This window comes from Mesorhizobium sp. WSM4842 (assembly GCF_055901575.1).
Genome location: NZ_CM148372.1, coordinates 4,402,031 through 4,425,675, shown reverse-complemented (window position 1 = coordinate 4,425,675; position 23,645 = coordinate 4,402,031). Strand labels below are relative to the sequence as shown.

20 protein-coding genes are annotated in these 23,645 nt (G+C 61.2%); 10 read left to right on the top strand and 10 right to left on the bottom strand.

The annotated features are described in order from the left end of the window. Positions 1-5: 5 nt before the first annotated feature. Positions 6-2,498: a TRAP transporter permease gene (locus tag AC0NIE_RS21390; protein ID WP_473488382.1), complete on the bottom strand. Its 2,493-nt coding sequence runs from the start codon at positions 2,496-2,498 to the stop codon at positions 6-8. 181 nt (positions 2,499-2,679) lie between these two features. Beyond that, entirely contained in the window at positions 2,680-3,663 is a 984-nt protein-coding gene (locus tag AC0NIE_RS21385; RefSeq protein WP_473488358.1) for a TAXI family TRAP transporter solute-binding subunit, read from the bottom strand. A 117-nt stretch (positions 3,664-3,780) separates the two neighbouring features. Here AC0NIE_RS21385 and AC0NIE_RS21380 point away from each other — a divergent pair, with 117 nt between their 5' ends. After that, the gene (locus tag AC0NIE_RS21380) at positions 3,781-4,653 is read left to right on the top strand and encodes a MurR/RpiR family transcriptional regulator (RefSeq protein WP_473488359.1); all 873 of its coding nucleotides are present in this window, start codon (positions 3,781-3,783) and stop codon (positions 4,651-4,653) included. 12 nt (positions 4,654-4,665) lie between these two features. Here the strand turns inward: AC0NIE_RS21380 and AC0NIE_RS21375 are convergent, their stop codons facing one another. Then, positions 4,666-5,988 carry an aspartate aminotransferase family protein gene (locus tag AC0NIE_RS21375; RefSeq protein WP_473488360.1) on the bottom strand — a complete coding sequence of 441 codons (1,323 nt, stop codon included), beginning with the start codon at positions 5,986-5,988 and terminating at the stop codon, positions 4,666-4,668. 93 nt (positions 5,989-6,081) lie between these two features. Between AC0NIE_RS21375 and AC0NIE_RS21370 the strand changes: the two genes are divergently transcribed. From AC0NIE_RS21370 to AC0NIE_RS21360, 3 genes are all read left to right on the top strand, one after another. Then, the gene (locus AC0NIE_RS21370) at positions 6,082-6,939 is read left to right on the top strand and encodes a beta-keto acid cleavage family enzyme (RefSeq protein WP_473488361.1); all 858 of its coding nucleotides are present in this window, start codon (positions 6,082-6,084) and stop codon (positions 6,937-6,939) included. A gap of 249 nt (positions 6,940-7,188) precedes the next feature. After that, positions 7,189-7,464, top strand: coding sequence for a hypothetical protein (locus AC0NIE_RS21365; RefSeq protein WP_165848381.1), 276 nt, complete (start codon positions 7,189-7,191; stop codon positions 7,462-7,464). Between the two features lie 179 nt (positions 7,465-7,643). After that, entirely contained in the window at positions 7,644-8,018 is a 375-nt protein-coding gene (locus tag AC0NIE_RS21360) for a hypothetical protein (RefSeq protein WP_473488362.1), read from the top strand. 141 nt (positions 8,019-8,159) lie between these two features. Here AC0NIE_RS21360 and AC0NIE_RS21355 read toward each other — a convergent pair whose 3' ends face one another. Next, complete coding sequence (locus tag AC0NIE_RS21355) at positions 8,160-8,852, bottom strand: N5-glutamine methyltransferase family protein (RefSeq protein WP_473488363.1); 693 nt, start codon at positions 8,850-8,852, stop codon at positions 8,160-8,162. A 792-nt stretch (positions 8,853-9,644) separates the two neighbouring features. Here AC0NIE_RS21355 and AC0NIE_RS21350 point away from each other — a divergent pair. Next, entirely contained in the window at positions 9,645-10,319 is a 675-nt protein-coding gene (locus AC0NIE_RS21350) for a LuxR C-terminal-related transcriptional regulator (RefSeq protein ID WP_473488364.1), read from the top strand. 195 nt (positions 10,320-10,514) lie between these two features. Here the strand turns inward: AC0NIE_RS21350 and AC0NIE_RS21345 are convergent, their stop codons facing one another. Then, complete coding sequence (locus AC0NIE_RS21345) at positions 10,515-12,263, bottom strand: PAS domain S-box protein (protein WP_473488365.1); 1,749 nt, start codon at positions 12,261-12,263, stop codon at positions 10,515-10,517. Between the two features lie 440 nt (positions 12,264-12,703). Between AC0NIE_RS21345 and AC0NIE_RS21340 the strand changes: the two genes are divergently transcribed. Next, positions 12,704-13,228 carry a helix-turn-helix transcriptional regulator gene (locus tag AC0NIE_RS21340; RefSeq protein WP_246805124.1) on the top strand — a complete coding sequence of 175 codons (525 nt, stop codon included), beginning with the start codon at positions 12,704-12,706 and terminating at the stop codon, positions 13,226-13,228. Positions 13,229-13,360: 132 nt separating this feature from the next. Here AC0NIE_RS21340 and AC0NIE_RS21335 read toward each other — a convergent pair whose 3' ends face one another. After that, complete coding sequence (locus AC0NIE_RS21335; RefSeq protein WP_095492896.1) at positions 13,361-13,663, bottom strand: DUF982 domain-containing protein; 303 nt, start codon at positions 13,661-13,663, stop codon at positions 13,361-13,363. Between the two features lie 215 nt (positions 13,664-13,878). Here AC0NIE_RS21335 and AC0NIE_RS21330 point away from each other — a divergent pair, with 215 nt between their 5' ends. The 3 genes from AC0NIE_RS21330 (at position 13,879) to AC0NIE_RS21320 (ending at position 19,083) form a co-directional block, all read left to right on the top strand. Then, positions 13,879-15,012: a glycosyltransferase family 4 protein gene (locus AC0NIE_RS21330; protein ID WP_473488366.1), complete on the top strand. Its 1,134-nt coding sequence runs from the start codon at positions 13,879-13,881 to the stop codon at positions 15,010-15,012. Next, positions 14,984-17,146, top strand: a complete 2,163-nt coding sequence (locus AC0NIE_RS21325; protein ID WP_473488367.1) for an amylo-alpha-1,6-glucosidase — start codon at positions 14,984-14,986, stop codon at positions 17,144-17,146. Before AC0NIE_RS21330 ends, AC0NIE_RS21325 begins: the two co-directional genes overlap by 29 nt. A 161-nt stretch (positions 17,147-17,307) precedes the next feature. After that, positions 17,308-19,083, top strand: a complete 1,776-nt coding sequence (locus tag AC0NIE_RS21320; protein WP_473488368.1) for an alpha,alpha-trehalose-phosphate synthase (UDP-forming) — start codon at positions 17,308-17,310, stop codon at positions 19,081-19,083. A 197-nt stretch (positions 19,084-19,280) separates the two neighbouring features. On the opposite strand, the gene AC0NIE_RS21315 is transcribed toward AC0NIE_RS21320, so the two are convergent. From AC0NIE_RS21315 to AC0NIE_RS21305, 3 genes are read right to left on the bottom strand one after another with little or no spacing between them, the layout of a single operon-like run. Continuing rightward, positions 19,281-19,952, bottom strand: a complete 672-nt coding sequence (locus AC0NIE_RS21315) for an ABC transporter ATP-binding protein (RefSeq protein ID WP_473488369.1) — start codon at positions 19,950-19,952, stop codon at positions 19,281-19,283. Continuing rightward, the gene (locus AC0NIE_RS21310; protein WP_473488370.1) at positions 19,949-21,190 is read right to left on the bottom strand and encodes an ABC transporter permease; all 1,242 of its coding nucleotides are present in this window, start codon (positions 21,188-21,190) and stop codon (positions 19,949-19,951) included. Before AC0NIE_RS21310 ends, AC0NIE_RS21315 begins: the two co-directional genes overlap by 4 nt. Before the next feature lie 7 nt (positions 21,191-21,197). After that, the gene (locus AC0NIE_RS21305) at positions 21,198-22,208 is read right to left on the bottom strand and encodes an efflux RND transporter periplasmic adaptor subunit (RefSeq protein ID WP_473488371.1); all 1,011 of its coding nucleotides are present in this window, start codon (positions 22,206-22,208) and stop codon (positions 21,198-21,200) included. A gap of 139 nt (positions 22,209-22,347) precedes the next feature. Between AC0NIE_RS21305 and AC0NIE_RS21300 the strand changes: the two genes are divergently transcribed. Continuing rightward, positions 22,348-23,040 carry a TetR/AcrR family transcriptional regulator gene (locus tag AC0NIE_RS21300; protein ID WP_473488372.1) on the top strand — a complete coding sequence of 231 codons (693 nt, stop codon included), beginning with the start codon at positions 22,348-22,350 and terminating at the stop codon, positions 23,038-23,040. A 65-nt stretch (positions 23,041-23,105) separates the two neighbouring features. On the opposite strand, the gene AC0NIE_RS21295 is transcribed toward AC0NIE_RS21300, so the two are convergent. Next, entirely contained in the window at positions 23,106-23,636 is a 531-nt protein-coding gene (locus AC0NIE_RS21295; RefSeq protein ID WP_473488373.1) for a cupin domain-containing protein, read from the bottom strand. Between the last annotated feature and the right edge of the window lie 9 nt (positions 23,637-23,645).

The window sequence follows — 23,645 nt, the reverse complement described above, 5'->3', positions numbered from 1 at the left end:
CAGGCTCAGCGCGCCGGCCCGGTTTCCTTCCTGTCCGCCTGCTTGCGCGCCCGCGCAAACTGCAGCCCGGCGACGCCGGTGGCCGCAGCAAGCGCCAGGCCGATCGGAATGAGGCTCGAGGGCTGGTCGGCCTTTCTGAGCACGGCCACCACGTCATATCCGACATCCAGCCCAATGCGTTTGGCGTAGGATCCGAAATCGACATTGCTGATCATCAGCGCGTCGCCCGCTTGCGTGATGGTAAGGCCGATGCCGCGCAGCCGCTCCAGCGGTTCGCCCGGCTCGCCGAGCGGCACGTTGACCGTTTTGCGTACATCTTCGCCCATAAGGTCGACACCCTCGACGACGAAATTGATGCGGCCATCGGCCGGCGTGCTCGCCACCGCCGGCAGGAACTCGCTCGCCGGCAATTCCTCGTAAGGCGGCGACACCTGATTGAGCCACCAGTCCGGCCGAAACAGCGTGAAGCAGATGACAAGCAGGGCCGCACTTTCCCAGAGACGGCTTTTCGTCACGAACCAGTTCATGGTCGCCGCCGAAAACAGCAGGATGGCGATCAACGACACCGTTGCCACCCAGATCGTCTGCGGCCAGGTGTCGACTCCGATCAACAGGATCGACGGATTGAAGATGAAGACGAAGGGCAGGATCGCCGTACGCAGCGAATAAAGCGCGCCCTGGAAGCCGGTGGCGATCGGATCTTCCTTGGAAATCGCCGCCGCCGCAAAGGCCGCCAGCCCGACGGGCGGGGTGATGTCGGCCATGATGCCGAAGTAGAAGACGAACAGGTGGACCGCGATCAGCGGGATTGGCAGTCCGGCCTGCGCCCCGAGATCGACCACGACCGGCGCCATCAGCGTCGCCACGAGGATGTAGTTTGCGGTGGTCGGAATACCCATGCCGAGCACAAGGCTGATCGCGGCGATGAGGATCAGCATCAGGATGACGTTGCCGCCGGAGATGAACTCGACGAGTTCCGTCATCATCAGGCCGAGACCGGTCAGCGTGATCGTGCCGACGACGATGCCGGCAGTGGCCGTGGCGATACCGATGCCGATCATGTTGCGGGCGCCGAGCGCCAGCCCGTCGATCAGGTCATCCCAGGCAGCCCATATTGAGGCGGCGAGGTTTTCGTTACGGAATACCGCCATCAGCGGCTTGCGGGTGGCGACGATACCGAGGATCGACAGGGTCGCCCAGAACGCCGAGAGGCCTGGCGACAACTGCTCGACCATCAGGCACCACAGAAGCACCGCGATCGGGATGAGGAAATCGAGCCCGGTCCGCGTGACGTCCCAGGCGCGCGGCAGTTCCAGGATTGGCGCGTTCGGATCGTCAAGTGCGAGGTCCGGATAGCGCGAGGAATACCAGACCGAGGCGACGTAGAGAGCGACGCCGGCGATCGCGAGCACCGGCGGCGCGGTTCCACCGAAGAGAGCCTGGATAGCAACGATGCCGTAATAAACGATACAGACGGCAAGAACGCTGCCCGACAGTCCCAGCCCCATCCGCAGCATCCGTTCCCTTGCCGGCGTCGGACGCTGCGGGATCGTCTTCAGGCCCATCTTTATCGCTTCGAGATGAACCATGTAGAGCAGCGCGATATAGGAGAAGACCGCCGGCAGCAGCGCGTGCTTGACGATCTCCGAATAGGGAATGCCGACATATTCGACCATCAGGAACGCAGCCGCGCCCATGACCGGCGGCATGATCTGGCCGTTGATCGAGGCTGAAGCCTCGATGGCGCCCGCCTTGACGCCGGAAAGGCCGGTGCGCTTCATCAGCGGGATGGTGAAGATGCCGCCTGAAACCACGTTGGAGACAGACGAGCCTGACACGACGCCGTTGAGAGCCGATGAGACCACCGCGACTTTCGCCGGGCCGCCGCGCAGATGGCCGAGCAGCGCGATGGAGATTTGCATCATCCAGTTGCCGGCGCCTGCCTTTTCCAGAAGCGTACCGAACAGGACGAAGAGAAAGACGAAGCTCGTCGACACACCAAGTGCAATCCCGAAGACGCCTTCGGTGGTCAGCCATTGATGGTTGAGAAACTTGTTGAGCGATGCGCCGCGATGCTGAATCACGTCCGGCATGTACTGGCCGGCAAAGGTGTAGAAGATGAAGACACATGCCACGACCACCATCGGAAGGCCGAGCGCGCGGCGCGTCGCCTCGAGAAGCAACAGGATGCCAACGGTGCCGGTAACGAGATCGAGCGTGGTCGGCTGGCCCGGCCGTCCGGAAAGCTGGACGTAAAAGAGAAAGAGGTAGGCGCCGGCAAACCCGCCGACCACGGCCAGCACCCAGTCGAGTAGCGGCACACGATCGCGGGGAGAGGATCTCAGCGCCGGATAGGCGAGGAACGTCAAAAACAGCGCGAAGCCGAGATGGATGGCGCGCGCTTCCGTATCATTGAGGATGCCGAAGCCGAACACGAACGGCAAAGGCGAAGCGTACCAGAGCTGGAAAAGCGACCAGGCAACTGCAACCCAGAGCAGGATTCGAGCGACTGTTCCGCTCGGACGCCGGCCACCCGTATCGGCCTCCGCGACGAGCTGTTCGAGCTCTTCGAGATCGACGCCGGCCGGTTGTTCTTTCACTTCGCTCAATGACGCCTCCTGTTGCGGATGGCCCCGGCGGGTCCGCTGAACCCGCCGGACAGTCGTCAGGTCACGAAGCCTACTTCAGCCAGCCCTTCTCCTTGAAGTATTTTTCAGCGCCCGGATGCAGCGGTGCGGAATTCCCTTCCGACACCATCTTGGCCGGGTCGAGCTTAGCGAAGGCCGGATGCAGCGACTTGAACTCGTCGAAATTCTCGAACACCGCCTTGGTCAATTGATAGACGCTCTCATCGGGAACCTTGGCCGAAGTCACCAGCGTGGCGAGCACGCCGAAAGTCCCGGTATCGTCGGGATTGTTTGCGTAAAGGCCGCCTGGGATGATCGCCTTGGCGTAGTAAGGATTCTCAGCGACGAGCTTGTCCACGACTTCTCCAGTCAACGGCACCAGCTTGGCGGCGCAGGTGGTCGTCGGATCCTGGATGTTCGCCGAGGGATGGCCGACGCCGTAGAAGAACCCGTCGATCTTGCCGTCGCAGAGCGCCGGGCCGTGCTCGTCAGCCTTCAACTCCGATGCGAGCGAAAAGTCGGCCAACGTCCAGCCCATCGCACCGAGCAGACGTTCCATGGAAGCGCGTGTCCCGGAACCGGGATTGCCGACGTTGAAACGTTTGCCCTTGAAGTCCTCGAATTTCGTCACGCCGGCATTCGGATGCGCCAGGACCGTGAACGGCTCCGGATGGATCGAGAAAACCGCGCGCAGGTCGGTATGGGCGCCACCATCCTTGAATGATTCCAGCCCCTTGTAGGCGTTGTACTGGACGTCGGACTGGGCCATGCCGAAGTCGAGTTCGCCTTCCTTGATCGTGTTCACGTTGAATGTCGATCCGCCGGTCGATTCGACCGAGCAGCGGATGCCGTGTGTCTTGCGATCTTTGTTGAGTAGGCGACAGATAGCACCGCCGGCGGCATAATAGACGCCGGTGACGCCACCGGTCCCGATGGTAACGAAATTCTGCTGCGCCATTGCGCTGGCCGAAAACAGCAGCGCCGCCGACAAGGCGGCGATCTGCGCTCCGTGGCGTGCAGTCCGGGCATGTTTCATCTGGTTCTCCCTTGGTACTTTGCGTGCCGTCGCGGCCGTCCGGTGTTTTAGTGTCAAGGCACGTCGATGCATGCTACGATTGTTGCGCTTTATCAATCAAGGGAAATGCTTGTTACAATGATTACGCGGGAGATGGGTTTCGACGCGCTTCTGGCGCGCATATTGACCGAACTCCCCGAATTGAGCTCGGAACTGCGCAAGGCGGCGCGATTCCTGGTCGATCATCCCGACGAGGTGGCGCTGGTTTCCATGCGGGTTCTGGCCGCGCGATCAGAGGTGACACCGACGACCTTCGTGCGATTGGCGCGGCGGCTGGGCTTCGGGGATTGGGCGGCGCTGCGCAAGCCGTTCGAGGACCGGCTGCGCTCAGGCAAGGCGCCTTTCGCGGCAAGGGCCGATGCGCTTGTCAAGCGCGGGTCCGAGGCGATTTTCGCGGAATCGCTAAGGACGACGGTTGCCAATCTGGCGGCGGCCGAAGCGGTCAACGGCGGCGAAGAAATAGCAAGGGCTTGCGCGATACTGGAGAAGGCACAGCGCATACGCGTCGCCGGGTTCCGAAGCTGCCGCGCGCCCGCCCACGCGCTCGTCTATCTCTGCCGGATGTTTCGGCGCGACGTCACGCTGCTCGGCGGCGACGGCGGTGCGATTGAGGCGGAACTCGCAGCGCTTGGAAAGAGGGAAGCGGTCGTCGCGATCGGCTTTTCGCCCTATTCGCGTGAACTCGGGCCGGTGATGGAGGCTGCGCAACGACACGGCGTTCCGATTGTCGCGATTGTCGACAGCGTGGCCGCTCCGATCGCGCGGCATGCCGACGTTACATTTCGATTCTCTACCGACAGCCCGTCCTTCTTCCCGTCGGTAGCCGCGGCTATGGCCATCGTTGAAGCGCTGGCTGCAACGATGCTGGCGCGCAGCGGGCCGGCCGCCGCGGCTCGTGTCAGGGAGACGGAACTGGAGTTACAGGCGTTCGGTGCCTATCTGCCGGAATGAAGAGCGCTGGCGCTATGCCACTGCAGCGTCTATCGCGTCGCCGAGCCGTTCAACAACCGCATCGATTGCTGCGGCGTCTATGATGAAGGGCGGCGCAAGCAGCACGTGATCGCCGCGGACGCCGTCGATCGTGCCTCCCGCGGGATAGACCAGCAGTCCGCGCATCATCGCCTCGCGCTTTACGCGCGCATTTAGTTTGCGGTCCGGATCGAACGGCTCTTTCGACGAACGGTCTTCGACCAGCTCAAGTCCCATGAAAAGGCCACGCCCGCGAATGTCGCCGATATGGGCATGGTTGCCGAACCGTTCGCCCAGTCGCCGCGAAAGATGTGCGCCCATCGCCCGAACATTGGCGAGCAGATCGTCGCGAGCGATCACCTCCTGGACGGCAAGCGCTGCTGCGCAGGCCATCGGATGGCATATGTAGGTGTGGCCGTGCTGGAAAAAGCCGGAGCCTTGGGCGAACGCGTCGAAGATGCGGCGCGAAAGCAACACCGCACCAATAGGCTGGTAGCCTCCGCCGAGGCCTTTGGCGATTGTCATCAGGTCGGGCGCGACACCGTCCTGCTCGCAGGCGTGCAGCGTGCCGGTGCGGCCCATGCCGCACATCACCTCGTCGAGGATGAGGAGCACACCGTAGCGGTCACAGATTTCCCGGATGCGCCCGAAATAGCCAGGAACGGCAGGCACCGCTCCTGCTGTCGCGCCGACGACAGGTTCCGCGACGAAGGCCATGACGATGTCCGGACCGAGTTCGAGAATTTTATCCTCGAGCGCCTGGGCGGCGCGCAGCCCGTAGGTCTCCTCGCTCTCACCGGATTGCTGATAGCGGTAGGCATAGCATGGGTCGATATGATGCGTGTCGATCAGCAACGGGCGGAATTGGGCGCGGCGCCACTCATTACCCCCGGCAGCGAGAGCGCCGAGCGTGTTGCCGTGATAGCTCTGTCGGCGGGCGATGACGTTTCGCCGCTCGGGCTTGCCAGTTTCGACGAAAAACTGCCGTGCCATCTTGAGCGCCGCCTCCACCGCTTCGGAGCCGCCGGACACAAAATATGCGTGGCTAATACCTTGCGGCGCGCCAGCGACGAGCTGGTCGGCCAATGTCTCGGCCGGCTCGTTGGTGAAGAAGCTGGTGTGGGCATAGGCGAGCTTGTCGGCCTGTGCGTGGAGCGCGGCCGTAACGTCGGGATGGCCGTGACCGAGGCAGGAAACCGCCGCGCCGCCTGACGCGTCGATATAGGCGCGGCCATCGCGGTCGAAGAGTTCGATACCGTTGCCGCCAGCCGCGACGGGCAGGGTCGCATGGATCTGACGATGCAGGATGTGTGTCATGCTTTCCTCGATTGACGACGGCGCGATTTGGAGCAAACCATCATGCAACACATGTTACATAGTGCGCAATACTGAAACGATTGGACTGCACCTATGACCATCGACAGGGACGTGACCGGCCCCGGACTTATCGCACCGACTGCGATCGCCGTTGCGCCGAATGGTGGACGGCGTGGCAAGCAAGACCACCCTGCCCTGCCGATCGGCCCCCAGGAACTGGCCCGGACCGCCGCCGCCTGCCTCGAGGCGGGCGCCGCTATGATCCATACGCATGTCCGCGATCGCGACGGCGGCCATTTGCTCGACGCGCACGCTTATCGCGAGACGACGAAAGCGATACGCGATGCGGTGGGCGAGCGGCTGATCATCCAGATCACCAGCGAAGCGGTCGGCCGATACCAGCCGGCCGAGCAGATGGCGATTGTTCGCGCTACCCGCCCTGAGGCGGTTTCGCTGGCGCTGCGCGAACTGGTGCCGGACGCTGCCCATGAGACCGCTTTCGCGGAGTTCCTGTGGTGGCTGAAGAGCGAGCGGATCGCCCCTCAGATGATCCTCTACGCGCCCGAAGAGGCGTCGGCCCTAGCCGCCATGCAGCAGCGCGGGCTGGTGCCTTTCGACGACATCCCGGTGCTCTATGTGCTCGGCCGCTACACGCCGGGACAGGTTTCGCGACCGGCCGACCTGCTTCCCTTCCTTGCGCATGACCGTCCGCGCTTCGCGCACTGGATGGTCTGCGCCTTCGGTCGGGAAGAAACCGCTTGCGTTACGGCCGGTGCGCTGCTGGGCGGCCATGCCCGCGTCGGGTTCGAGAACAATTTTACTCTGGCCGACGGCACAACCGCCAAGGACAATGCCGCGCTCGTAACGGCGACCAAAGGTGCCCTGACTGCTTGCGGCCTCAGGACCGCCCAGGCCAACGACCTGCGCGGCGCTTGGTCGATCCAGCGCTAGCCCTCGCCCGTACACCTTGACGCAGGTTTCCTTTTCTCATCAAGCGCGGCGGCAAGATCCCGAGATGTAAGCGATCCGTAAGCGGCCTTCCGTTAATGCCCGACCCCGAGCTTGGGCCACCTCCGCCGTTCTCGGAACGGCCGAGCAGCGGGCTCGTCGGTTCGTCACATTTGTCAAAAATCTCTTTGCTACGCTGCAACCGAAGGCTTTGACCGACGTTAAAGTTGCAGCGGGCCTGGGGAGGCATTTATGCAGACATACCTCGTCGAACAAATGGAGGGCGATGATGTGATCGCGGCGCGTATCATCAACGCGCCGAGCCCCTTCAGAGCCGCCGCCATGTCGACAGATCGACGTGTAACTCTCCGAACGTGGCAAAAGGATTGGATTCGCGTAACCGACGAGAACCGGGGACATATCTTTGCATACTGCTTTGTCTCCGCCGAAGACTCAGACACCAGCGGGCCTACAAAAGCACCGAATAAACAAAAAAAGGGCCAAAAAGCTGATCAGAGGGCCGGGTAAGCGCAAAACCACTGATCTTTTTGCCCCTAGCTGCGTGATATCGCCCAGAACCGCGAACGCGACGAATTAAGCCAATAGCGGCGGCGCTGGCGGTACGCCAGGCGCGATCGGCTGCGCCGCGATGTGACAGCCAACGGAAGCAAGCGCGGCCGTTTGGCGAAGATCGCGGCTTCATCAGAATGATCGATGAAAAGATTTCGGCTGGCGGCGATGGTGCGGTCGAGCAGATCCGCCGCGCTCAGGAGAATTCAATGTTGTCTACCAAGGATAGAGCCGAAACCTGCAAGGATCAGATCCGCGCTTTCCTGGCGTCGAATTTCTACATAGCCGACGCGGATGCTCTGGAGAGCCACACGTCCCTTCTCGACCAAGGCATCGTCGACTCGGCAGGGGTACTCGAGGTTATCGGCTTCATCGAGGATGAGCTTCGGCATCACCGTCGAAGACAGCGAACTCCTGCCGGAGAACCTCGATTCCATCCAAGGAATTGCGCAATATATTCTCCGCAAGCAAAACTGATTGCCGACATCTTGCCTAAAGCGCGTCGCGTTTGACCGGGCCTCACGCGACACGCTTTAGGTTGTTGTTTTATGCATGTCGTTATCGCAAAACCGCTGCACACTTTTGCGCGACATGCATTAGCGTTGTTCTACGCCGCCGACAGCGCAACAGAGCCTGCCGCAGTCTCGGCATGCTCACGCTTGCGGCGTGGTATGTCCCATAACCACCCTGCCCTCGCCGGCTTCGTTCGTGATCGCGCGGATAGTTTCGTACGCCTTGGAACGCCCCAGCAGACTGATGACCTGCCGGTCCTGGCCGAGCCCTACCTCAAAGAGCAGGATGCCTCCGCGCCGCAAGTAACGTGGCGCGTCCTTGATCACCCGCATATGGATGCTCAGGCCGTAGGGACCGGCCGCAAACGCTTCCCGCGGCTCGAGTTCGGTCAGATGCGCGCGGTCGCCCTCGAGCCGCTTTTCCGAAATGTAAGGCGGGTTGCAGATGATCACGTCCATCGTGCCATCTAGCTTCAAGCCCGAGAAAGCGCTGAACAAATCGCCCTGAAGCACCGACACGCGATCCGCCATGACGTGATGGGCGACGTTGCGGCGCGCGACTTCGACGCATCCATCGGTGAGATCGCTCGCCCAGACAAGCGCGGTGGGGGCGTAATGCGCGATGGCGCAGGCCAGATTGCCGGCCCCGCAGCACATGTCGATAACGCGCGGCGCCGGCAGGTTCATTTGACTCAGAACATCAAGTGCGGTCGTGCCGAGCAACTCCGTCTCCGGCCGGGGAACGAGCGCACCGGGCGCGATGAGCAACTCCAGCCCCATGAAGATGGTGCGGCCTTTGCTGTAGGCTTCGGCGACACTGATCTCTTCGCTCACGACAGACCCCCTTCCTGACTTGCCGGTCCCGGTGTCCGACAATTGCGTACCAATTAAGTGTATCTCAAATTCATTAAAATTCTCGATGGGCAATCGAAAAACACTCGTCGCCATAGGCTTGAAGACATGATGCAACGGAAGGAGTGATCACAAGCCTCTCATCTGTCGCATGACTGGGAATATTGCCTCATGATTGGCGATATCAGCTTTTCCCGCCTCGCTATCCCAGCCTTGCAAAGCCAATCCCGGAATTCTCGGTCCTGCGTCACGATTTTGCTACATTTTAATCAAAAGGCACATATACGTAAGCAAATCGTTATATTTCGGTAGCTAACGGAAAGCAGCCGCTTCCCGCAAAGGCGAGAGGGTTAGCGATCATCGACAGGACCAACAAGTTCGCGCCGCAATTTCGCACGAAAGATCGCAGACCATGAAGCCAACGCAAGGGCGCTCGCTCGATCTACGTTCCGCTGTGTTCGGCTCGATGCGCGGGCTGATCGGCGGCACACCGGAACCGGGAAGTCGCATCTAGCCATCGCCATAAGGGGTCAAAATTGGACGCCGACCGGGGGCAGTTTTGCAAGCCGTTTGACACATGCGACGACGTCAGCGGCTCTCGTTCACAGGGTCAAAAAAAAGAGGAGCCTTACCTGTTATTTAGGATTATATTAACAATCTGACGCATGCGGTGTTGGGGCACCGCGGCGTTGACTGGATGAATCGACGAGTGATTGGCCACGACTTTAAGGCCTATGACCGTTCCATCCGTCTAGGTTTGGTTGGGGTAGTTCAATGTATCGAATCGTTATCGCCGACGATCACGGCTTGTATCGTCGTGGCTTGCGATTGGCACTGACCGCAGGCATTCCAGGTGTGGAAATATTTGAGGCGTCGTGTTTCGATGCCGTACTCAGTCTGTTGGCGGAACAGGCGTCCGTTGATCTTGCGATGCTGGACTTGAACATGCCGGGATTGTTCAATCAGGAAGTGCTCAGCGGCATTCTGTCGGCTTATCCGGATACGCGATTTGCGATTGTTTCCGGGAACGATTCACGCTCGGAGATACTCACGGCTCTCTCGATCGGACTTCACGGCTATATCGTAAAGTCGCAAAGAGACGAGGAGGTCGTTATGGCCGTCAACGAAATCCTCTCGGGCCGCATCTACGTGCCTGCACTTCTGTCGCGCCCGGGTGCCGCGCAAGCAACTCACGTACCTACTCCATCCGAGCATATCCCACCCCGACGTACCACCAGTGGCAATCTTGGCAGGCTAACCTCGAGGCAAAAGGAGGTCCTCAAGCTGATGGCGGAAGGGTACTCGAATAAGGAAATTGCGCGCGATCTGGAAATCGCCGAAGCGACGACGAAAATTCATGCCGCTGCGGTTCTGCGTGAGCTTGGGGTACGGAATCGCACAGAGGCTGCCGTTATGCTGAAGACCTGGCTAACGAGGGATGTCAATTAGAGCGCCGCATCCTGGACGCGCAAGGGACGCTCTAAAGCTTTGAACCTGCGCGTTATGCCTTCTAATGCATGTCGCGCAAAAGTGTGCAACGGTTTTGCGATAACGACATGCATAAACAACAACCTAAAGCGCGTCGCGTGAGGCCGGTCAAATGCGATGCGCTTTAGAAACGAGCCCGATTTTTGCGTCAAAGCGTTAAGGGCCGATTTCCTTGCGCGACAGCCGCAGCGAATATCGCAGCCCGTGATCCGACATTTCCAACTTAGGCGAGTAACCGACAAGCGGCGCCCCATCCACTCCGATTATCATGGAACCGAATCCATGACGGACAACTTTTGAAGTCCGCCGCCGCCCCGATTCCACCCACTCGAACACGATGTCGCTGCGTGCATCTTCAGACGCGAATGTCCAATTTACCTCGATCCGGCCTTTTGAATCGCCAAGCGCTCCATGTTTCAGGGAATTGGTCGCAAGCTCGTGAACAATCATCGCAAAGCTCTCGGCGGCGCCGCCTGACATCGCAACGGAGGGACCGCTGACTGATATGTCGCGTGTCCCCATGTACGGTTGCAACTCCTGAACAACGAGATCGTGGAGCATTCCCGACGCGCTACTGTTGCCTGAAAGGAGCAGATGCGTTGCCTCAAGCGAACGAATCCGGTCGATGAGCGTCTCCTTGTACCTGGCGACATTGTTCTCCGGAACATTGACCATTTTCACGAGCGCCGTGATCACAGGAAATAGGTTGCTGAACCTGTGGCGTTGTTCGAGCATAATGCGCTCCCGCTTCTTTGCCGCGGCGCGCAGCAGCGTGGTTTGTCGTCGCTCAGTCAGGTCGGCGGCCACGCCGAGCCGCTGTAGACGATCATCGTATTTCTCTTCCCTTCCGCGCAGGGCAACCCAGCGGATATGTCCGTCCGGTCGTCGGACGCGAATCTCGACGTCGTAGTTCGTGACTGATGCGAGCTTTCTCGATGCTACCAGCTTTGGCCAGTCCGCCGGATGGACGACGGCTGACAGTTCCTCCAAACGGCGGCTAGCGGCCGTGGGCAGGCCGAGAATGTCCCAGAACGTGCCCGAGCCGGTGACGATCCCGTCTTTAAGGTCGATCCGCCACGTGGCCAAACGTCCGGCAGACAAAGCGAGATCCAGCCACTCCTTCTGAGCCCGAAGCGCTTCGTGTACGGCTCGTCGTTCCGAGATATCGTCGACCACTACGAAGATGCTCTCTGAGAGAACCCCGGCGGGCACAGACGAAGACAGGGTTAGCCGCGCCCAGAATGCCGAACCGTTCTTTCTTAACAGACGAACCTCCGAAGCGAACGAAGCAGAGTCGTTACCCAGGCCCGCCAGCAACTGCTCCAAGGCATCACGGTCGTCCGGATGAACGAGTGTCTCGAGCCGCAATTGGGCAAGCTCCTCCTCCTCGTAGCCAGTCATCTCACTGAGGCGCCTGTTGGATTGCAGCAGCTCACCTTTCTCGTTGGTGTTTGCGAATCCCATGGCGGCGCGTTCGAAAGCCCAACGGTAGCGGCTTTCAGTTGCTTCGACGGCGGCGAGTCTGGCTTCTGCTACTTCCAGCAGCTCACGCAAGTCCTGCCGCAGCCGATGAAACGTCACGGCAATCACGCCGCCCGAAACCACAAGCAAAATGGCGCGCGCCCAATCTTCGCTGGATATCTGACCATGCAGGGTGCTTCGTGCCCATAGGCCGGCAGCCACCATCAGGATTGTCGCCGCAAGCGCAGGCCCACGGTCTTCAAGGTAGGAAATGATAATAATAGCTGGTATGAACTCCAGAAAACTCGATCCCTCCCCAATATATGCTGACGCTTTTGTTTCAAATATCAGTGTAGCAGCCAGCACCAATACGGAGGCAATGTGAGTTAGCAGTCTGACTGATGGGTTCGAATCCGACCTGCGCGACTGCGAGTTCATGGGCATAGACTACAACCTTTTGACTAGGCCGTCGAGACTAGAGCAAAAAACGTACAACCTAGTACGACTGCCGGATTGCCATACCACTATCACAGCGCGCATTTTATCTCGTGGGGGGAGCATGACTTGGTCATAACTCCTCAGAATATATCGAATTTCAAGGTAGTAGGGCCCGTTTTTTCACGAGCCCCACGCAAGAAGACTGTTCGTAAATCACGAACGATTTACTACGGGCTGACGAACCTTTGGGGAGGTTAAAAATGGCTATGATCGAGAGACACAGTGATGCGGTTGCGGGAAAACGGAACGTTACAATAGGAGCCAAGTATAACCCTGGCGCCCAGATGATGCGGCCGTCATATGCTTATCATTCGATTGGTGCATCTGACCGACCGGACGCAGGGGCCGACGAACCGCGGAGACGCAGCCTGGAATCCGTCACGGGGATGCTTGATCGCATCGGCTGTGGCTATCTCGTACTGAACCGCGAAAGAAAAGTCATCGAATGGAATGCCGCCGCTCAAACCACGCTGGAGCGCCAGGGGGAGCCGGCTGATACAGCCAGCGAGCTTTCGGTAGCCCTAAAACGGCTGATCGCGAATGTTCCGGCCCATTTCCTGCCGGGCTCCCTGTCTTGGGTGGTGATCCGCAGCAGAGGCGACAGGCCGGTGGTACTGAAAGAGAACGGCCTTATCGCTCCTGACGGAACGAGCATTGTGGCATTGCTGGACCGTGAGAACAGGTCGGGGCCAAATCCTCAGACACTGCAAAGGATGTTTGGCTTGACGAGCGCGGAAACGCACCTTGCGCTGCGCTTGGCTCAGGGCGATGCGCCGTTGGAGATAGCCCGCAGTTGGCGCCTCAGCCGCACCACGATCCGCTCCCAGCTTGCCTCGCTGTTCGCCAAGACCGAAACGAGACGTCAGGCGGAACTGGTGGCTCTTCTCGGGCGCATTTCGGTCTTGCCATAAGGGCCGGCTTGGATCCAGGCGCCCGGGCATCGGCCCTGCAGATTGCGCGTCGCGTTGCACGGTTCGGGGCACCGGCTTGCTCAGCTAAGCCTGGCTCCGACAAGCCGAGGCCAACCTCAGCAGTCGCGACGTCTATCGCCTCGGCGCGTATACGCTGTCCATCTTTTCGCCGCCCATCGGCAGCGCCATGTCGTCATCCAGCAGCCGGGTGATCCGGGCAAAGCCCGTAAAAGCCTTTCTTGCTTCCTCGGCAGACATCTGGCCCGCAAGAGCCGCAGCGCAGCAGTTCAGCGCGCATTGATACACCGGGCCGCGCCGCCCTTTCGGCCAATGGCGCAAAAACGTCATCGCTTCGTTGACACTGTCGATTTCTTCGACAGGTTTCCCCTGCCCGCACGAAATTCGCACCGGCGTAAAGAACTGCAGGCGATTCATCGTTTCCTCCCGGTCGATCGCGATGCGTTCGATCGAACCTAATTAAATTCACGGCCAGCCAATTGGTTCCCGGCAAAAACGCCCACCCTTGCTAAATAGCAACGGGTCGGCTGAGTGAATCGCCAGTCATCGCCCGACTTCCTGCCTTGGCGGGAACGTTCGGGGGGGTGATGCATTTCGACTTTAGCGATGATCTTTGAGGGAAATGCCAGACTATGAGAATAGCCCATGTGGCGCCGCTCCATGAATCCGTACCGCCTCGGCTCTATGGAGGTACGGAGCGCATTGTCTCCTATCTGACCGAAGAATTGGTCGAGCTTGGCCATGACGTAACCTTGTTCGCCAGTGGCGATACAAAAACGTCGGCAAAATTGGTGCCGTGTCGCCAGCGTGCGCTGCGTCTTGACCCACGCCCACTGAAATCCGAGACAGCCGCCCACCTTTCGATGCTTTCCGAGGTGAGGAAACGATCTCAAGAATTTGATATCATTCATTTTCACCTCAGCCATTTCCTGCATTTTTCATTTTTCGAGCACATGCCCGAGCGGACGGTGACGACGCCGCATGGCAGGCTCGACTATGTCGATCTGGCGCCGGCCTATGACCGTTTTCCGCGCTTTCCGATGATCTCCGTTTCCCGTAGCCAAAGAACGGGGCTCGCCAACGCCAACTGGCTGACGACGATCCACCACGGGCTGCCTATCGAACTCTACAAACCGGTTTTCGAGACGAGCCCAGGGGAGCCCTACCTCGCCTTCCTTGGCCGGATGTCGCGCGATAAGCGTCCGGATCGTGCCATCGAGATCGCGCTGCGCTCGGGGCTGAAACTGAAGCTTGCGGCAAAGATCGGCGACGACGACCGGGCCTATTTCCGAGAGATGATCGAGCCGCTGGTCGACGGTGACCGTGTCGACTATGTCGGCGAGATCGAGGAGGACAAGAAGGCGGAATTCCTCGCCAAGGCGGCCGGCCTCGTATTCCCGATCGACTGGCCCGAGCCGTTCGGTCTTGCCGTCATAGAAGCGATGGCCTGCGGCACGCCGGTGATCGCCTGGAATTCCGGCGCCATGCCGGAAATCGTCGATCAAGGCATAACCGGTTTTATCGTGAATTCCATGGAGGGCGCGGTCGCATCAGTGCCGGGCATGCTGCGGCTCGACAGGCGGAAGGTTCGAGCTGTCTTCGAGAGGCGGTTTTCCGCCAAAAGAATGACCCGCGACTACGTTTCCGCCTACGCGCGCCTGATTGGTGCGTCGGCCGAAGCAAGAGCGGTCGTGAGCGGCATTACCTCGGGGGCGAAACGAGAGAGATATGTAGCGAATGGCCCAACTCGACGAGCGCAAGCTTGATCCCGCCGTAGCACTTGCGTCCCTGGACGCCACCGCACCTCGAGAGCCGCATCGGCTGTTCGCCCTCAAGCAAGGCGATTGCTTCGCCGTGGCCGACGCCTACGGCGATATCCGCGGCGCCGGCGATGGTTTCTTCCGTGACGACACGCGAGTGCTTTCCGAATTCCGGCTGACCGTCGGCGGCCGGCAGACATCGCTGCTCGGTGCGTCGCTCAGCCAGGACAATGTGCTCTTCACCTCCAACCTGACCAATCTGCCGATGCAGAGCGTCCGCGGCCGGGACATTCCGCAGGGCGCGATCCATATCGAACGCGTCAGGCTGCTTTGGCAGGACCGGCTGTTTGAACGCATCACCCTTTCCAATTACAGTCAGGAACACTCCACCATCCGCGTTTCGCTGCATTTTGCAGCCGACTTCCGCGACATGTTCGAAGTGCGCGGCTCGACAAGGCTGAAGCGCGGTATGGCCCATGCTGCCGAGACCGATGCGACCTCCGTCCTGCTTCGCTACGACGGGTTGGACGGGCTGGCGCGGATGTCGGCGATATCGTTCTCGCAGGCGCCGGACCATCTGACGGCCGACCGTGCGGATTTCCTGATTGCCGTGACGAGGCGCAGCAGCAAGGCGCTGTATGTCGAGGTCGGTCCCGAGGTCGCGGAAACGCCGAACCGCGATCGCTTCCGCGCCGCCGCGGCCCGGGCTCGCTTCGGCATGCGGATTAAGCGCCGCCATGGTGCCACGGTGCACAGTTCCGGGCGCGTCTTCAACGATTGGGTAGCGCGCGCTCGCGCGGATGTGGCGCTGCTGACCACCGAGCTTACGACCGGACCCTACCCCTATGCGGGCATCCCCTGGTTTTCGACGGCATTCGGCCGCGACGGCGTGATCTCCGCGTTGCAGATGCTGTGGCTCAACCCGGGCTTGGCGCGAGGCGTGCTGGCCTTCCTTGCCCAGCACCAGGCGACAGAGACATCGCCGTTCAGCGATTCGCAGCCGGGTAAGATCATGCACGAGACCCGCAAAGGCGAAATGGCGGCGCTGCGGGAGCTCCCCTTCGGCCGCTACTATGGCGGTGTCGACACGACGCCGCTCTACGTCCATCTCGCCTGCGCCTATGCGGACCGTACCGGTGACATGGCGTTCGTCGACAGCCTGTGGCCGTCGCTCTGCGCCGCGGCTGAATGGACCGAGGAGGCAAGCCGGCCGACCGGCTTCGTCACCTATCAGCGTGCTGCCGAGTCCGGCCTCACCAACCAGGGATGGAAGGACAGTATCGATTCCGTCTTCCATGCAGATGGCCGAATCCCCAAGGGACCGATCGCCCTGGTGGAGGTGCAAGGCTATGTCTTTGCCGCGTTCCGGGGGCTGGCGGCGCTCGCCCGTCGCCGCGGCGAGGACGACAGGGCCGATCATTGGGACAGCCAAGCCGAGGCCATGCGCGCCGCTGTGGAACGCCATTTCTGGCTGGACGATCTCGGCTTCTATGCCTTGGCGATTGATGGCGCCAGCGAGCCCTGCAAGGTGCGGACGTCTAATGTCGGGCATCTTCTCTATGTCGGGCTCCCCGAGCCGACGCGGGCGCAGATGGTCGCCGACCAGCTGCTTTCAGCGTCCTTCCATTCGGGCTGGGGGCTGAGGACGGTCGCCGACGATGCTGTGTTCTTCAACCCGATGTCATACCACAACGGATCGATCTGGCCGCATGACACCGCCATGTGCGGCGCCGGTCTGGCACGCTTTGGCGAGCGTGAAAGCGTGGTCCGGCTGATGAGCAGTACCTTCGAATCGGCGGTCCATTTCAACATGCGGTTGCCCGAACTGTTCTGCGGTTTTACCCGCGCGCCGGGCGAAGCACCGATCGCCTACCCCGTCGCCTGCTTGCCGCAGGCGTGGTCGGCCGGGTCTGCCTTCATGCTGATGCAGGCCTGCCTCGGCTTGGAGATCCACGGCTGGGAGGGCGAAATCCACGTGACCCGGCCCAGGCTGCCGATTGGTATCGACATGCTCACGCTGAGGCATCTGGGCGTTGGCGCAAGGGCGGTGGATCTGACATTTCAGCGCGTCGGCGACAGGGTCGTCGCCTTTCTCGCCGACCGACATGAGGGGTTAGTGCCGCTCATCGTGCGGACCTAGTTTGGCTTTACGCATCGAATTGACCGCCGCGCTTAAACTACCGGAACCGATGGCCCCATCCGTGCGTTGCAAAATCATGCCGGCGCACAGCGGCCTGTCACCAGTGGCCGGCTTTGAAAAAAAGAAAAACGGCCACCAACCGGAGGAAAATCGTTGTTCCAATGTCAGACTATGGCATAGAGGTACTCTGGATTCTGATCCTTGCAAGCCTCGGCCTTTCCGCTGTTGCCGTGGTGTTCTCGGTATTCCAACGGCGCCACAGCCACACACCAGCGGTCGCATACGCCGCAGGCGAGGACGTGGCTTCGGAAGCGGCTCGCAAAGTGCTGCGGGAGTTTGAAAAGAACGGCCACTCGGCCGATGCCGCACTGATCACATGGTCGCCCGACACCTTGCGCAAGATCCTGGCGGACGATCTGCCGGAGACGCAGGTGATCGTGGTATCCAACCGCGAGCCCTATATCCACAACATCAAGGATGATAGCGTCGAGCTATTGGTCCCGGCCAGCGGGCTGGTTTCGGCGCTCGAGCCGATCACCCGCGCCTGTGCCGGCACCTGGATCGCCTATGGCGGCGGAACAGCGGACCGCCTCACGGTCGACAAGAACGACCGGATTGAGGTGCCGCCTGGCAATCCGTCCTACGCGCTGCGCAGGGTCTGGCTGACGGAGGAAGAATACCAGGGCTATTATCTGGGCTTCGCCAATGAAGGTCTGTGGCCGCTTTGCCATATCGCCTTCACCCGCCCGATTTTCCGTGCGTCGGATTGGGAGGCCTATGAGGCCGTCAACCGGAAGTTCGCCGATACTGTGGTTGCCGAAGCGCGCAACGAGCGGCCGATCGTGCTGGTCCAGGACTATCACTTCGCGCTCTTGCCGCGCATGATCCGAGAGCGCCTGCCCGAGGCGATCGTCATCACTTTCTGGCATATCCCATGGCCCAACTCGGAAGTGTACAGCATCTGTCCATGGCGTGAACGGATCCTGGAGGGCTTGCTCGGCAGCTCCATCATCGGCTTCCATACCCAGTTCCATGCCAACAATTTCGCCGAAAGCGTCGATCGCTTTCTGGAAAGCCGTATAGAGCGGGCCGATGCGGCGATCTCCTACGGCGGACAGACGACGCTGGTGCACGCCTATCCCATCTCCATAGAATGGCCGGCCGAACTTTTGGCGAAACTGCCTGATGTCGACGAATGCCGCGCCCGCCTGCGCGAGAGGTTCGGACTGAAAGAGGATGTCAAACTGTGCGTCGGCGTCGAGCGTCTCGACTACACGAAGGGCATTCTCGACCGTTTCCGGGCGCTGGAAGAATTGTTCACGAGACATCCCGAATGGGTCGGGAAACTGGTTCTCCTACAGATCGCAGCACCCAGCCGCGGCACACTCCCGGCTTACAGGCAACTCCACGATGAATGCCGCCGCTACGTCGAAGAGCTCAACCAGCGCTACGGCAGCGAGGATTACAGTCCTGTCCTAATGGTAGACAAACATCACCCGCAGGAACAGGTCTACGAATTCTATCGCGCCGCCGACATATGCATGGTCACCAGCCTGCATGACGGCATGAACTTGGTGGCCAAGGAATTCGTCGCGGCGCGCGACGACGAACAGGGCGTGTTGTTGCTCAGCACCTTTGCCGGCGCTTCGCGCGAACTTCTGGAGGCATTGATCGTCAATCCCTACGATACCGCCATGACGAGCGAAGCGCTGCTGCAGGCGCTGACCATGACGCCGGAGGAACAGCGCGAGCGTATGCGGCCCATGCGCGAGATGGTCCGCGACAACAACGTCTATCGATGGGCCGGCAGCATGCTTCTGGACGCGGCCCGCCTTCGCAAGCGCGGCGACCTCGACCGGGTGACGGGCAACGGCGAGCGGCCATCGAACAACAATGTGATTCCCATGTTCGAGCGGCCAAGAAAGGCAGTGTCGTGACGAGCATTCGCTGCCGCTGCGTCATGTACCAGTTCTCCTGAATACTGCGCCAGTTCGACGTTCTGAGTTAAGTTAACGGTTCGTATATCGACTGCAAGCGCCAGACGTGCTTGAGAAACCCCATAAGGAAGGCGCCAAGGTGACCTCGATCGGATTAACGCGCCCTGCCCATCGCCTCGGCCCACTGGAGAAGCTCATCAGCCGATCTTCCCGTCCACGATGTGAATGCGGCGATCCATGCGCGCAGCCATGTCGAGATCATGCGTAACCGCTACGACGGTCTTGCCGCGCTCGCGCACAAGATTCTCCAGGATTGCGAAGACCTGCTCGGAGCTCTTGCTGTCGAGGCTCCCCGTCGGCTCATCGGCGAGGATAAGCGGCGGGTCATTGGCGAGCGAGCGCGCCACCGCGACGCGCTGACGCTGGCCGCCCGAGAGCTGGTCGGGCCGCTTCTCGAGATGTTCGCCGAGCCCCAGGGATGAAAGCAGCTCCCCGGCCCGTTCGCGCATCTGAGGCCGCGCCAGGCGGCCCAATTTGCGCATTGGGATTTCGACATTTTCGCGCGCCGTGAACTCCGGCAGCAGAAAATGAAACTGGAACACGAAGCCCAGCATCGAAAGCCTGGTCCGCGCGCGCTCCCTTTCATTCATCGGCTCGGTGTCGCGGCCGCCTATTCTCAACCTCCCGGCAGTCGGCCGGTCCAGCAGCCCGAGCAGATAGAGCAATGAGGATTTGCCGGACCCGGAGGGACCGGTGACGGCGACGAATTCTCTCTCGTTGATCGCGAGCGTGATGTCCTTGACCAGCGTGACGGGAACGGTCTCGGGCAGCACGCGCGTCAGTTTCTCGGTCTCGATGAGTGCGCTCATGAGGCGCCTCTGATGATCTCGACGGGGTTCAGGCGCGCCGCGCGGCGCGCCGGCAGGTAGCCGGCCACTGCCGCCGAGCCTAGCGCGAAAGCCGACGCAATGACGTAGTGCATCAAGCTCCAGGCGATCGGCAGCCGGGTCATCTCCTGGCCGGTCGCGGCGATCTCGAAACGCACAAGCGACAGTGCATAGGTCATGGAAACGCCGAACAGCCCGCCGAGCACGGACCCGGCCGCGCCGATCGCCACGCCTTCCAGCAGAAAGAGCCGGCGCATGTCGGACTCCGGAAAGCCAAGCGACTTCATGATGGCGATGTCGCGCGCCTTCTCGTGCGTGATGGTCGAGATGATGTTGTAGATGCCGAAGCCAGCGACCAGCATGATCGCGCCGACGACGGTGTACATGATGACGTTGCGCACGACGAGCGCTTCGAGGATCGATTCATTCGCCTCCTGCCACGCTACGGCCTTGTAGCCCAGTTCGGCCTCGGCACGCTGCGCCACCGCCGGAGCGCGGTTGGGATCGTCGAGCTTGATGCGGATCTCGTTGATTGCGTTTGGACGCGCGGAGAGGATCTGCGCGTTCTTCAGCAGTACATAGGCCTCACCTTCGTCGCGCGCGGTGGTGCCGGTGTGGAACAGGCCAGCGATCTTGAAGTTGCGCGTCAGCCCCTCGGAGGAGACCGCCGTTATCGTGTCGCCGAACCCGGCGCCGAGCCGGCTCGCCATCGTGTCGCCGATGAGCACGTTGTTGCCGCCCGCGGCAAGTGCCGAAAAGCTGCCTTCGACGAAGTCTCCGACGATCGGCGACACGCCGGACTCGCGCTCCGGTTCGATCCCAATGATCGCCGCGCCCACTTCGCGGCTGGAATAGCGGATCACCCCCTGCGTTTTGAGGCTTGCCGCGAACCGGCCGGGAATCCAGCTCTCGAGCCAGGAGGTCGCGGCGGTCGGATTGATGATGCCGCGGCGATCGTCGCGCGGCCTGAGCCCGGAGATCGCGACTGTCGCGAAGGCATTTTCGGCTGGCTGACGGCGGGCGGTGCGCTGCTCGTCGGTGATGTCGACATGCGGCATCGTATCGACGAGCTGCCTGACGAAATCGTCCTGCCCGCCCTGCATCAGCGCCGCCATGGCGATGGAGAATCCGACACCGACCGCAACGCCGATCACGGCAACCAGCGTCTGGCGACCGCGGCCGGCAATATGCGTGATGGCGATGTCGAAGATGAGAGGCATCGTTGCTTTATCTCTCCTGGGCGGCGGTGATGCTTACGCGCCCCCCGTCGGCCAGGTCGGCGGGGTAGGGCGAGATGACGCGAGCCTTCTCGTCGACACCTGACAGAACCTCGATGCCATTGGTGCCGCGAATGCCGGTTCGGATTTCACGGCGCCGGGCCTTGTCGCCTTCGACTATGAACAGCTTGTTCCCATCCATCGCAGCGGGCGGGATCAACAGCGCATTTTTCGAAACGCGGATGACGATGTTCACGTCGGTCGACATGCCTATACCAAGCGGCGTATCGTCCGGCAGGCGGAAACGGACGCGATAGGTCTTCGTCACCGGATCGCCCTTGGGCGTGATGCTGTCGACCACCGCTTCCAGGTTCTGCCTAAGGAACGCATCCGATTTAAGCAGCGCGCGCTGGCCGACCTCGACCCGGGGGATATCCTCCTCGTTGACCTCGGCGACCACCAGGAGCGGCTTCGGCTCGCCGACCCAGAATAACACCGTGCCGAGCTCGGCGACCTCACCCACCTCGCCGTCCTGCCTGAGCACGACACCGGCGCTCGGCGCTCGTAAGACGTAGGTGTCGAGTCGCGCTTTCTGTCCGGCAACCAGCGCCTCGATCTGGCCGAGCTCGCTCTGCGCACGATCGAGCGCCTGCTGGCTCGCAGCACGCCTTTCGGCAAGCACCGTCAGCCGCCGGAGCTCTTCCTGGGCAAGCGCTTGACGCGCTTCGAGCTCGCCAAGCACGGCCCGGGCCTCGCTGTCGTCGAGCTTGGCGAGCACGTCGCCTTGTGCAACCCTCGACCCCTCGCAATTACATTGCTCGACGATCCTCTCGCGGACCACGGGAGTCACCTTGGCCCAGGTTCGCGGCTCGACGGAGCCGCTCGCGTAAACGATTTCCGCCGCGTCGCCGCGTTGTGGAGTCACGACCGAAACCTTGGCCGGTTTCCACAGATACCAAGCGCCGAAAGCAGCCGCAGTCGCGACAAGAACAATGCCGACAGTCCAGCGTATCCGTCGCAAGAAACTCTCCCTCCATGATCGAATCCGAACGTCGGGCGGTGGACAGATATAGCATCAGACCGACCGTCGGTCTATAAAAGTTGCATTAAGAACCGGTTCGTGCTCCTCTTGCTCCACCTGCACTTTGTGAGGATCGATTTTGCCCCGAGTGATAAAGCCGCCGGAGATACGATCCGCCGAGCTCCTCGACTGCGCCCAGCGGCTTTTCTTCGAGCATGGCTACGACAACACGACTGTGAACGACATCATCCGCGAGGCCGGCCTGTCGAAGGGCGCGTTCTACCACTATTTCGCATCAAAAGAGGCCCTGCTGGAGGCGCTCGCCACACGTCTCGCCCGCGACAGCTTCACCGAGTTGCAGCCCGTGCTCAACGATCCGTCACTCGATGGGCTTGGCCGGCTCAATGCGCTCTTTGCCGGCTCGCGGCGGCTGAACGTCGAGCTTGCCCCGCAATTGCGCAAGACATTTTTCGTCCTGTTCCGGCCCGAGAATCTTGCCCTCTTCCATCGGGTCGACCAGGCGGCCAGGGAATTGGCCATGCCGATAATCACCGATCTGCTCAGGAAAGGAAGCGAGGAAGGCATCTTTGACGTGCCCGACCCGGAAGCTTTTGCCGAAATGTTTATGCAGCTGCGGCTGATCTTTCGGGATGTGATGCACCGCGCCTTACTGAAAGCCGAGCAGGGAAATATCGACGAAGCGGCGCGGCTGCTCGACGACCGGCTGCGGCTCTACGGCATAGCAATCGATCGGCTTTTGAAGCTGCCCGATGGAACGATAGAAGCGGCGCAACCCGGGTTTGCCCGGGCTTTCCTCGAAGCAGGCCCATGAGCCGCCGAGCCCGCAAGGCCGCGGAGCAGCAATTCACCGCGCCTCGTATACTGGTGCGGTCCAAATCAGGGGGGCGTCAGTGAAAGACCGACACTCGCATTCGCTTCCGGCGTCGCGTTCCAGTAGCCGTATGCCGCGGCGGTCGTCAGGAAATGCTGGATCGCGTCGGCTGACGGAGGATCCGAATGCCTGTTTTCCCCGGCGATCGGCTTTCCGACTTCCTGGAAGAACCGGCCCATCCTTGAAGTGCTGACGAGGATCATCACGGCCGCCTCAGTCGACAGGTTTCGAAAGGCGTGCTTTGCCCCGCCGGGCACGTGGAAAATGTTGCCCGGCCGGATCGATACCCAGACGAAGCCTTCCGGCGACTGCGAAAGCGCCTCAATCTCGCCGGAAATCGGGATGAAGGTCTCCGGATCGGCGTGGCTATGCAGCGGCACGGTAACACCCGGCGGAATGGTGCCGCGCATGACGCAAGGCTCGCCATCGCGCGGCGACGTAAGAAACTGAACCACAGGGCCCAGCACGTTGAGCGTCTCGACCGTGCGCGGGTCGACGAGATGTCCCGCGCGTTCGATGATGGCAGTGTCGAGCATCCGATGTCT

Excerpts from the sequence above, each read along its gene's own strand:
- AC0NIE_RS21385 (WP_473488358.1), bottom strand. The coding sequence starts at position 3,663 with ATGAAACATGCCCGGACTGCACGCCACGGAGCGCAGATCGCCGCCTTG.
- AC0NIE_RS21380 (WP_473488359.1), top strand. The coding sequence starts at position 3,781 with ATGATTACGCGGGAGATGGGTTTCGACGCGCTTCTGGCGCGCATATTG.
- AC0NIE_RS21375 (WP_473488360.1), bottom strand. The coding sequence starts at position 5,988 with ATGACACACATCCTGCATCGTCAGATCCATGCGACCCTGCCCGTCGCG.
- AC0NIE_RS21370 (WP_473488361.1), top strand. The coding sequence starts at position 6,082 with ATGACCATCGACAGGGACGTGACCGGCCCCGGACTTATCGCACCGACT.
- AC0NIE_RS21365 (WP_165848381.1), top strand. The coding sequence starts at position 7,189 with ATGCAGACATACCTCGTCGAACAAATGGAGGGCGATGATGTGATCGCG.
- AC0NIE_RS21360 (WP_473488362.1), top strand. The coding sequence starts at position 7,644 with ATGATCGATGAAAAGATTTCGGCTGGCGGCGATGGTGCGGTCGAGCAG.
- AC0NIE_RS21350 (WP_473488364.1), top strand. The coding sequence starts at position 9,645 with ATGTATCGAATCGTTATCGCCGACGATCACGGCTTGTATCGTCGTGGC.
- AC0NIE_RS21345 (WP_473488365.1), bottom strand. The coding sequence starts at position 12,263 with ATGCCCATGAACTCGCAGTCGCGCAGGTCGGATTCGAACCCATCAGTC.
- AC0NIE_RS21340 (WP_246805124.1), top strand. The coding sequence starts at position 12,704 with ATGCTTGATCGCATCGGCTGTGGCTATCTCGTACTGAACCGCGAAAGA.
- AC0NIE_RS21335 (WP_095492896.1), bottom strand. The coding sequence starts at position 13,663 with ATGAATCGCCTGCAGTTCTTTACGCCGGTGCGAATTTCGTGCGGGCAG.
- AC0NIE_RS21330 (WP_473488366.1), top strand. The coding sequence starts at position 13,879 with ATGAGAATAGCCCATGTGGCGCCGCTCCATGAATCCGTACCGCCTCGG.
- AC0NIE_RS21325 (WP_473488367.1), top strand. The coding sequence starts at position 14,984 with ATGGCCCAACTCGACGAGCGCAAGCTTGATCCCGCCGTAGCACTTGCG.
- AC0NIE_RS21320 (WP_473488368.1), top strand. The coding sequence starts at position 17,308 with ATGTCAGACTATGGCATAGAGGTACTCTGGATTCTGATCCTTGCAAGC.
- AC0NIE_RS21315 (WP_473488369.1), bottom strand. The coding sequence starts at position 19,952 with ATGAGCGCACTCATCGAGACCGAGAAACTGACGCGCGTGCTGCCCGAG.
- AC0NIE_RS21310 (WP_473488370.1), bottom strand. The coding sequence starts at position 21,190 with ATGCCTCTCATCTTCGACATCGCCATCACGCATATTGCCGGCCGCGGT.
- AC0NIE_RS21295 (WP_473488373.1), bottom strand. The coding sequence starts at position 23,636 with ATGCTCGACACTGCCATCATCGAACGCGCGGGACATCTCGTCGACCCG.